At 36.2% G+C, this 552-nt stretch carries 1 protein-coding gene; it reads left to right on the top strand.

The annotated features are described in order from the left end of the window. A partial coding sequence (locus QU01_RS07870; RefSeq protein ID WP_080248409.1) for a hypothetical protein occupies positions 1–552 on the top strand: 552 nt, incomplete at both ends.

Raw genomic sequence — 552 nt, 5'->3', positions numbered from 1 at the left:
AATTACCCTAATTTGCCTAATAGCGTTTTAGAGATTACCGAACAGCCCAAAGTGAAAGAAATCACTAACGAACTATTAAAGCAATTACAAAGCGCTTTAAAAGGTAATAGCCTTTTTACCGAGCAAGTGGAACTAAGCCTTAAAGGCATCGTTAGGATTTTAGAGGTGCTTTTGAGTTTGGATTTTTTCAAAAACGCCAACGAGATTGATAGCAGTTTGAGAAACTCCATTGAATGGCTGAATAACGCCGGCGAGAGCTTAAAAGCTAAAATGAAAGAATACGAGAGCTTTTTTAATGATTTCAATGTTAGCATGCGTGAGAACGAGCAAGAAGTAACAAGCATCTTAAACGCTAACGCTGAAAACATTAAAAGCGAGATTAAAAAGCTAGAAAATCAATTGATAGAAACCACTACAAAGCTTTTAACGAGCTATCAAATCTTTTTAAACCAGGCTAGAGAAAACGCTAACAATCAAATAACCGCTAACAAAACCGAAAGCCTTGAAGCGATTACACTTGCTAAAACGAACGCTAATAATGAAATAAGCACC

The organism is Helicobacter pylori SA221C (assembly GCF_000476855.1).
Lineage (GTDB): Bacteria > Campylobacterota > Campylobacteria > Campylobacterales > Helicobacteraceae > Helicobacter > Helicobacter pylori_DK.
Note: the sequence above shows the minus strand (reverse complement) of the source record. Positions and strands in the feature narration are given on the sequence as shown.